8 protein-coding genes, 1 tRNA gene and 1 pseudogene are annotated in these 8,861 nt (G+C 70.0%); 8 read left to right on the top strand and 2 right to left on the bottom strand.

Annotation, left to right across the window (positions count from 1 at the left end):
- From GTY56_RS32155 to GTY56_RS32145, 3 genes are all read left to right on the top strand, one after another.
- A partial coding sequence (locus tag GTY56_RS32155) for a replication initiator (RefSeq protein WP_346345631.1) occupies positions 1–236 on the top strand: 236 nt, incomplete at its 5' end.
- Complete coding sequence (locus GTY56_RS32150; protein WP_237525051.1) at positions 236–406, top strand: helix-turn-helix transcriptional regulator; 171 nt, start codon at positions 236–238, stop codon at positions 404–406. The genes GTY56_RS32155 and GTY56_RS32150, both read left to right, overlap by 1 nt.
- Positions 403–1,776, top strand: coding sequence for a site-specific integrase (locus GTY56_RS32145; RefSeq protein WP_161367870.1), 1,374 nt, complete (start codon positions 403–405; stop codon positions 1,774–1,776). Before GTY56_RS32150 ends, GTY56_RS32145 begins: the two co-directional genes overlap by 4 nt.
- Before the next feature lie 68 nt (positions 1,777–1,844).
- Here the strand turns inward: GTY56_RS32145 and GTY56_RS32140 are convergent, their stop codons facing one another.
- On the bottom strand, positions 1,845–2,231 hold the full coding sequence (locus tag GTY56_RS32140; RefSeq protein WP_161367871.1) for a hypothetical protein: 387 nt from the start codon (positions 2,229–2,231) through the stop codon (positions 1,845–1,847).
- A 337-nt stretch (positions 2,232–2,568) separates the two neighbouring features.
- Positions 2,569–2,640 (bottom strand) — tRNA-Arg (locus GTY56_RS32135).
- Positions 2,641–2,803: 163 nt separating this feature from the next.
- Here GTY56_RS32135 and GTY56_RS32130 point away from each other — a divergent pair.
- The 5 genes and pseudogenes from GTY56_RS32130 to thrC form a co-directional block, all read left to right on the top strand.
- A pseudogene (locus GTY56_RS32130) lies at positions 2,804–3,205 on the top strand (response regulator); the annotation flags it as partial.
- A 424-nt stretch (positions 3,206–3,629) separates the two neighbouring features.
- Complete coding sequence (gene nrtL, locus GTY56_RS32125) at positions 3,630–4,709, top strand: ArgS-related anticodon-binding protein NrtL (RefSeq protein ID WP_161368792.1); 1,080 nt, start codon at positions 3,630–3,632, stop codon at positions 4,707–4,709.
- 16 nt (positions 4,710–4,725) lie between these two features.
- Positions 4,726–6,117, top strand: coding sequence for a diaminopimelate decarboxylase (gene lysA / locus GTY56_RS32120; protein ID WP_161368791.1), 1,392 nt, complete (start codon positions 4,726–4,728; stop codon positions 6,115–6,117).
- A 158-nt stretch (positions 6,118–6,275) separates the two neighbouring features.
- Positions 6,276–7,568: a homoserine dehydrogenase gene (locus tag GTY56_RS32115; RefSeq protein ID WP_161368790.1), complete on the top strand. Its 1,293-nt coding sequence runs from the start codon at positions 6,276–6,278 to the stop codon at positions 7,566–7,568.
- Positions 7,569–7,574: 6 nt separating this feature from the next.
- Positions 7,575–8,633 (top strand): threonine synthase, encoded by a 1,059-nt coding sequence (gene thrC / locus GTY56_RS32110; protein WP_161368789.1) that lies wholly within the window; start codon positions 7,575–7,577, stop codon positions 8,631–8,633.
- Positions 8,634–8,861 lie beyond the last annotated feature (228 nt).

Below are 8,861 nucleotides of genomic sequence, written 5' to 3'. Positions count from 1 at the left end.
CCAAGTCCCGCCGCTACTCCACCACCCTCGGCGCCCTTCGCGACGCCCGCGCCGAATGGCGCCGCGCACAGGCCCTGGAAGCGACCGAGACCGACCGGGACACCACCCTCGTCCTCGCGCACTGGATCTACGCCGGGACCGGCCTCACCGACGCCGAAGCCTGGCTCGCCGAAACCCTCGAACCTGCCCCTGGAACGGAAGGAGAGCCGACATGGACGCCCGCCGCGACGAGCTGATGACTGTTCGCCAAGTCCTGGACGAACTGGGCGGCGTTTCTCGCCGGACGTTCTACCGCTGGCGCGAGCTGGGGCTCGGACCGGCGGCTTTCAAGCTGCCCAACGGCGAGCTGCGAGTCTGGCGGAGCGACTTCACCGCTTGGCTGCGGCAGTTGGAGGCGGCAGCGTGAAGTCCCTCGACGTGAAGGTGTGGGGCGTCCGGAAGAGGAATACCAAGAAGTCCTCCTATGACGTCCGATGGACTGTCGTCGGGAACGTGTTCTCCGAACAGTTCCGTACCAAAGGGTTAGCGGACCACTACCGTTCCAAGCTGCTCCGCGCCACTCATGCCGGCGAAGAATTCGACACGATCACAGGGCTGCCCGACTCAATGGTCGAGAAGGCGGCCTCGATGACCTGGTACGCCTTCGCTCTGAAGTACCTGGCCATGAAGTGGCCGCACGCGGCGCCGAACACGCGAAACGGGGTCAATGAGGCCCTGACCGCCGTGACGATGGCCCTCCTCGACGATCGTCCGGGTCAGCCGTCCGAGGAACTGATCAGGAAGGCACTCCGCAACTGGGCCTTCGTCCTCCCGGGGCCGGACGAGCGCGAATTGCCGACCGAGATCGCAAACACCTTGCACTGGGTGGCCAAGGCGTCGCGTCCGCTCTCGGATCTCGGTGACGCCGCGATCGGCAGGGCCGTCCTGGACTCGCTGAAGCTGAAGCTCGACGGGACGGCGGCGGCTGCGGAGACCGTTCGGCGCAAGCGTCGGACACTCGTCAATGCAATGCACTACGCCGTGGACCTCGGGGAGTTCAAAGAGAATCCGATCACGGGCATCCGCTGGAAGAAGCCGAAGGTCGCCGGAGAAGTCGACCCCCGGGTGGTAGCCAATCCCGAGCAGGCTCGGTCCCTGCTGACGGCGGTCTCGTACGTCGGCGGGTACGGTCGCGCGCGTGGCCGTCGACTCGTCGGCCTGTTCGCCTGCATGTACTACGGCGCCCTGCGCCCGGCTGAGGCCGTCGGCCTCAACAGTACGGACCTGAAGCTTCCCGAGACCGGCTGGGGGACGGCACTGCTGAACCGGACGCGCCCCAGTGTCGGCAAGCAGTGGACAGACTCCGGCGAGACCCACGACGACCGGGGCCTGAAGAACCGGCCCGCGGAGGAGGTCCGGCTCGTGCCAATTCCGCCTCAGCTCGTCGCCATCCTCCGGCAGCATCTTGACACCTTCGGCACCGTCGAGGACGGGCGGCTGTTCACCAATGAGCGCGGGGGAGTGGTCGGCTCCTCGACGTACTACCGCGTCTGGCAGGAGGCCCGTGCACTGGCGCTCCCGCCGGCCGCGGTCGCCTCGCCGCTCGCCGCGCGCCCGTACGACCTACGGCACTCGGCGCTGTCGACCTGGCTCAACTCCGGAGTGGACCCGACCGAGGTAGCCGAGCGCGCCGGCAATAGCGTCGAAGTCCTGCTGAGCCGATATGCCAAGTGCATCGACGGACGGAAGGAGATCGCCAACCGCAAGATCGAAGAGCTGCTACGCGAGTACGAGTGATCGAGCTCAGCGCTGGGCTTCAGCCCCCTGGACCTTTCCAGGGGGCTTCGCATTTCAAGACTGCGACATTACGCGCGCCTATCCCGCTCGGCCAGTGCGGCACGGTACAGATGAACGGTCTCGTCGTCTGAGAGTCGCACGGCAGCCCCATGACTTCCCGCCTCACGGCTGAGCCATTGGACTCTCTCTAGCAGTTCAGTGCCGGGGGTACCTCGCCGCCAGGCCACGATGTGGTGATCCTGGTTGCGCGGCAGGCGAATGGGCAGGTACTCCAACTTTCGGGCGCGCAGCATCTCGGTGATATGCGTGAGAGCCTGTCCCCGCAGGCTCCGATGTTTCCCGATGCGGCGGAGTTCTTTCATCGAGAAGAGCGCGATCTCGCCGCGGCCCGCAAACGTCTCGATGATGCGCACGGCTTCGGAGTCAGCGCGCAGGCGTTCAACGGCGGTTGTCATAGTCCCCCCTTGGGCACGGCAGCACTGGGCAGCCTAGAACGCAACTGGCAGGGACGCGTGGTGAACGCCCACTCAACATGGCATGGCGCGACCCTGGGCCTGCCGGTCGGCCAGACAGGCGACCCGCCTTCCGGTGCTCAGCGGCGGCGCTTCTGGGCTCGTCCGATGACCTCCCCGCGCAGCGGCTGATCAGGGGAAACGCTTCAGGATCCTGTCCACGAATAGTCCACGGACCGCGTCGCAGGGCTGCTTCGGACGGCACATGCCTGCACATACGCGAAGACCCCGGCCTCAGCGTTTCCGCTGGTGACGGGGTCTTTGGGCACCTCATACAGGGTGCCCCCGGCAGGATTCGAACCTGCGCACACGGCTCCGGAGGCCGTTGCTCTATCCCCTGAGCTACGGGGGCGTGTTCGTCGCGTTGCTCGCGGCGACGGGTAGAACACTACCAGCTCCCTCGGGGTGGTCATGAACGGGTTTTCGCTGTCGGGGGCGGGGGTGTCGGTCGCTCGTGAGGGGTGGAAGTGGGGAAAACCCGGACGCGGTGGCCGGGGCCGACCTACTCTCGAGTTGTGCCAGGCGCATCGGGCCGGGTGCTTGTTGTGGACGACAACAAGGTCATCCGGCAGTTGATCAGGGTCAACCTCGAGCTTGAGGGGCTGGAGGTCGTGACCGCGGCCGATGGTGCCGAGTGTCTTGATGTCGTGCATCAGGTGCGGCCCGATGTAGTGACCCTCGACGTCGTCATGCCCCGGTTGGACGGGATCCGTACGGCCGCGCGCCTCCGGGCCGATCCGCGCACCCGCGACGTGCCCCTCGCCATCGTCAGTGCCTGCGGGCATCACGAGGTCGAGGCCGGACTCGAAGCGGGCGTCGACGCCTTCCTCGCCAAGCCCTTCGAGCCCGCCGAACTGGTCCGCATGGTGCGGCAGTTGGTCGAGCGGGCCCGGAGTGAGGGCCGACAGCGCGGCGGCCCCCGGACGAAGGATCACGCGACGACGAGACACGGGACAGGGCACGTGACGGATCAAGCGACGCGGCACGGGACAGGGCACGTGACGGATCAAGCGACGCGGCACGCGACAGGACGCGCGACGGATCACCTCACGGATCATGTGACAGCACGTACGACAGAACGCGCGGCGGCAGATGTGACAGTACGCGCGACGGAAGTCGCAGAACGCACCACTGAAGCGACAGAACACGCGAGGGACGCCGGCGAACAAGCCAAGGAAGTGGATCTGCCCGCCGTGCCCTAGGCACGAGGCTCCCGGCCAGCCCTCGAACCGGCACCGCGTCCACATCCCGGCCAGCCCTCGAACCGGCACCGCGTCCACATCCCGGACCGTACGGAAACCGGCTCGCATACCCACCCCCTTCCTCCCATACGCTTGTCCCGTGACCCCCGCCGAGCTCTCCCACACCGTGCTGCACGCCGTGCGCCGCGCTGTCGACGAGGGTGAGCTCAGCGTGACCGTGCCGGAGCGGGCCGTGGTCGCTCCGCCGGGGCCCGGGGGCTGCGGCGACTACGCCACCAACGTCGCCCTCCAGCTGGCTCGCGCGGCAGGGCGGCCGCCGCGTGACGTGGCCGAGATCCTGCGGGCACGGCTCCTCGGTGAGCAGCGGTTCACCGACGTCGTCGTCACCGGGCCCGGCTTCCTCAACCTCAGCCTGCGCGGCACTGCCTCGGCCGGCCTCGTCGAGGAGATCCTGCGGCGTGGGGGGCAGTACGGGCACGCGGCGACCGGGTGCAGCGGGGCCGCCGTCCGGCTCCGATGCCCGGCCGAGGTGCGTGCCGTCGTGGTCGCCGACGCCGTTGCCCGTGTGCTGCGCAGCCAGGGCGACGTCGTCCGTGTCGAATGCGAGGGCCGGCCCGCCGCGGAGTGGGAATCCGTCCTCGGGGCGGACGTCACCACCCGGGGGCCCGGCAGCGCCGACCGGGGCGTCCCCACCCGGGCGCCCGGCAGCGCCGACCGGGGCGTCACCGTCCGCCCCGTGCCCGCCCCCGGCGACCCGCTGTCCCTCGGCCGGGACGCCGGCCGCTGGGCGCTGCTGCACCCCGCCGCCCACGACCGGCCCCGGATCCCCGGCGACCACCTCGTCCAGCGGGAGAGCAACCCCCTGTTCCGCGTCCGGTACGCCCACGCCCGCACCCGGGCGCTCCTGCGCAACGCCGCCGACCTCGGCTTCCACCCCGAGCCCGGTCCCGTGCGCGAAGCGGAAGCGCTGCTCGCCGCACTCGGCGACCACCCCCGCGTCCTCGCCGCCACCGCCACGCAGCACACCCCCGACCGCCTGGCCCGGCACCTCGTCACCGTCGCCGATGCCGCGATGCCCCTGCTCCCCGCCGTGCTGCCCCTCGGTGAGGAGAAACCCTCGGCCGCCCACCGTGCCCGGCTCGCGCTCGCCGAAGCGGCCGGGACGGTGCTGGCCGGCGGCCTGTCCCTGCTCGGCATCGACGCTCCCGACCATCTCTGAGAGACACGAACAGATCATGAGCCGTTCCGCACACCCCGCCGGGCCCCGTCACGCCGATGTCCTCCCCGAGGGCCACTACTCCGCCCCGCCCGCCGACCTCAACGCGCTGGACCCCAAGGTGTGGGCCCAGACCGTCACGCGTGACGAGGACGGGGTCGTGACCGTCGGAGGCATCCCCGTCACCCGGCTCGCCGAGGAGTACGGCACCCCCGCCTACGTCCTGGACGAGGCCGACTTCCGGGCCCGCGCGCGGGCCTGGCGCACCGCCTTCGGGACCGACGCCGACGTCTTCTACGCAGGCAAGGCGTTCCTCTCCCGTGCCGTCGTGCGCTGGCTCCACGAGGAGGGGCTGAACGTCGACGTCTGCTCCGGCGGTGAGCTGGCCACCGCCCTGTCCGCCGGCATGCCCGCCGACCGCATCGCCTTCCACGGCAACAACAAGTCCGTCGACGAGATCACCCGGGCCGTCGAGGCGGGCGTCGGGCACATCGTCCTCGACTCCTTCCAGGAGATCGTCCGCGTCGCGCACATCGCGCAGAGCCTCGGCAAGCGGCAGAAGGTCCTCATCCGCATCACCGTCGGCGTCGAGGCCCACACCCACGAGTTCATCGCCACGGCCCACGAGGACCAGAAGTTCGGCATCCCGCTGGCCGGCGGGCAGGCCGCCGAGGCCGTGCGCCGGGCCCTTCAGCTCGACGGTCTCGAGCTGGTCGGCATCCACAGCCACATCGGGTCGCAGATCTTCGACATGTCCGGGTTCGAGGTGGCCGCGCACCGGGTGGTCGGGCTGCTGAAGGCCGTCCGCGACGAGCACGGCGTCGAGCTGCCGGAGATCGACCTCGGCGGCGGCCTCGGCATCGCGTACACCAGCGACGACGACCCCCGCGAGCCGCACGAGATCGCCAAGGCCCTCACCGAGATCGTCACCCGGGAGTGCGAGGCCGCCAAGCTGCGCACGCCGCGGATTTCCGTCGAACCCGGGCGGGCCATCGTCGGCCCGACCGCTTTCACGCTCTACGAGGTCGGCACCGTCAAGCCCCTCGACGGGCTGCGGACCTACGTCTCCGTCGACGGCGGCATGTCGGACAACATCCGCACCGCGCTGTACGACGCCGAGTACAGCGTCGCGCTGGTGTCGCGCACCTCGGACGCCGAGCCGATGCTCGTCCGCGTCGTCGGCAAGCACTGCGAGAGCGGGGACATCGTGGTCAAGGACGCGTTCCTGCCGTCCGACGTGGCGCCGGGTGACCTCCTCGCCGTACCGGCCACGGGCGCGTACTGCCGGTCCATGGCCAGCAACTACAACCACGTGCTCCGCCCGCCGGTCGTCGCCGTGGACGGCGGTGAGGCGCGCGTGATCGTCCGCCGGGAGACGGAGGAGGACCTGCTGCGTCTCGACGTCGGCTGAACCGGCACAGGCCGGCATCGGCGCGCGGCGGAAGATCTCCTGTCTTCCGCCTCCGTGAAAATGAAATAGACATCTCACGATCCGGACCGGGGGCAGAAACCCCCGTCCGGTGAGTGAGACTGGTTCCACCGTAGACGGTAAAGAGGAAACGAGGTCGGATGATGCGTACGCGTCCGCTGAAGGTGGCGCTGCTGGGCTGTGGAGTGGTCGGCTCAGAGGTGGCGCGCATCATGACGACGCACGCCGACGACCTCACGGCCCGGATCGGGGCCCCGGTGGAGCTCGCGGGCGTGGCCGTGCGGCGGCCCGACCGGGTGCGTGAGGGCATCGCCCCCGAACTGATCACCACCGACGCCACCGCCCTGGTCAAACGCGGCGACATCGACGTCGTGGTCGAGGTCATCGGCGGCATCGAGCCCGCGCGCGGCCTCATCACCACCGCCTTCGAGTACGGCGCCTCCGTCGTCTCCGCCAACAAGGCGCTGCTCGCCCAGGACGGGGCCGCGCTGCACGCCGTCGCCGAGCAGCACGGCAAGGACCTCTACTACGAGGCCGCCGTCGCCGGTGCCATCCCGCTGATCCGGCCGCTGCGCGAGTCCCTCGCCGGCGACAAGATCAACCGGGTGATGGGCATCGTCAACGGGACCACCAACTTCATCCTCGACAAGATGGACTCGACGGGCGCGGGCTACCAGGAGGCCCTCGACGAGGCCACCGCCCTGGGGTACGCGGAGGCCGACCCGACCGCCGACGTCGAGGGCTTCGACGCCGCCGCCAAGGCCGCGATCCTCGCCGGCATCGCCTTCCACACGCGCGTGCGCCTCGACGACGTCTACCGCGAGGGCATGACCGAGGTGACCGCGGCCGACTTCGCCTCCGCCAAGGAGATGGGCTGCACCATCAAGCTGCTCGCCATCTGCGAGCGGGCAGGGGACGGCGCGTCCGTCACCGCGCGCGTGCACCCCGCCATGATCCCGCTGAGTCACCCCCTGGCCTCCGTCCGCGGCGCCTACAACGCCGTGTTCGTCGAGTCCGACGCCGCCGGGCAGCTCATGTTCTACGGCCCCGGAGCGGGTGGTTCCCCGACCGCCTCCGCCGTGCTCGGCGATCTCGTCGCCGTCTGCCGCAACCGGATCGGCGACACGACCGGACCGGGCGAGTCCGCCTATGCCGCGCTGCCGGTGTCCCCGATGGGTGACGTCGTCACGCGGTACCACATAAGCCTCGACGTGGCTGACAAACCGGGTGTTCTCGCCCAGGTCGCGACCGTCTTCGCCGAGCACGGAGTCTCGATCGATACGGTTCGCCAGTCGGGGAAGGACGGCGAGGCCTCCCTCGTCGTCGTCACGCACCGTGCGTCCGACGCCGCCCTCACCGGGACCGTCGAGGCGTTGCGCAAGCTCGACACCGTGCGTGGTGTCGCCAGCATCATGCGGGTTGAAGGAGAGTAACCAGCAATGACCCACCAGTGGCGCGGAATCATCGAGGAGTACCGGGACCGGCTGCCCGTCTCCGACAACACGCCGGTCGTGACGCTCCGCGAGGGCGGCACGCCCCTCGTGCCCGCGCAGGTGCTCTCCGAGCGCACGGGCTGCGAGGTCCACCTCAAGGTCGAGGGTGCGAACCCGACCGGGTCCTTCAAGGACCGCGGCATGACCATGGCCATCACCCGGGCCAAGGAGGAAGGCGCCAAGGCGGTCATCTGCGCCTCCACCGGCAACACGTCGGCCTCCGCCGCCGCCTACGCGGTGCGGGCCGGGATGGTCTGCGCCGTGCTCGTGCCGACGGGCAAGATCGCGCTCGGCAAGATGGGCCAGGCCCTCGTGCACGGCGCGAAGATCCTCCAGGTCGACGGCAACTTCGACGACTGCCTCACGCTCGCGCGCGGCCTCAGCGACAACTACCCCGTCGCCCTGGTCAATTCGGTCAACCCGGTGCGAATCGAGGGTCAGAAGACGGCGGCCTTCGAGATCGTGGACATGCTCGGCGACGCGCCCGACATCCACGTCCTGCCGGTCGGCAACGCGGGCAACATCACGGCCTATTGGAAGGGCTACACGGAGTACGCCGCCGACGGCGTGGCGACCCGGAAGCCGCGGATGTGGGGCTTCCAGGCCTCCGGCAGCGCCCCGATCGTGCGCGGCGAGGTCGTCAAGGACCCGTCGACCATCGCCACGGCCATCCGCATCGGCAACCCGGCCTCCTGGCAGTACGCGCTCGCCGCACGGGACGAGTCGGGCGGCTTCATCGACGAGGTGACGGACCGTGAGATCCTGCGCGCCTACCGGCTGTTGGCGTCCCAGGAGGGCGTCTTCGTCGAGCCGGCGTCCGCCGCGTCCGTCGCCGGTCTGCTGAAGGCCGCGGAGCAGGGCAAGGTCGACCCGGGGCAGCGGATCGTCTGCACCGTCACCGGCAACGGGCTGAAGGACCCCGACTGGGCCGTCGCCGGTGCCCCGCAGCCGGTCACCGTGCCGGTCGACTCCGCGGCGGCGGCGGAGCGCCTGGGTCTCGCCTGACGGCGCTCGAACGGGGCTGACGTGCGCCGATGCACCGAGCGCCGGTGTTACGCCCGACACGTTCCGGCGTAAGACGGCGTCGGCCCGGGGAGATTCCCTACGGCGGGTGCACAGGGGGCTTACGACACGCATCGTGCGCCTCCTGTGCGCCCTATGTCGCCACAGAACCTTCCTTCGATAGGCTGTACTGAACCCGCCCGCCGCATATGCCTCCGCAAGGAGCACGGT

The sequence above is a fragment of the Streptomyces sp. SID5643 genome, from assembly GCF_009872555.1.
GTDB classification, from domain to species: domain Bacteria; phylum Actinomycetota; class Actinomycetes; order Streptomycetales; family Streptomycetaceae; genus Streptomyces; species Streptomyces iakyrus.
The sequence above is the reverse complement of the archived record's forward strand: the minus strand, read 5'-3'. Positions and strand labels throughout refer to the sequence as shown.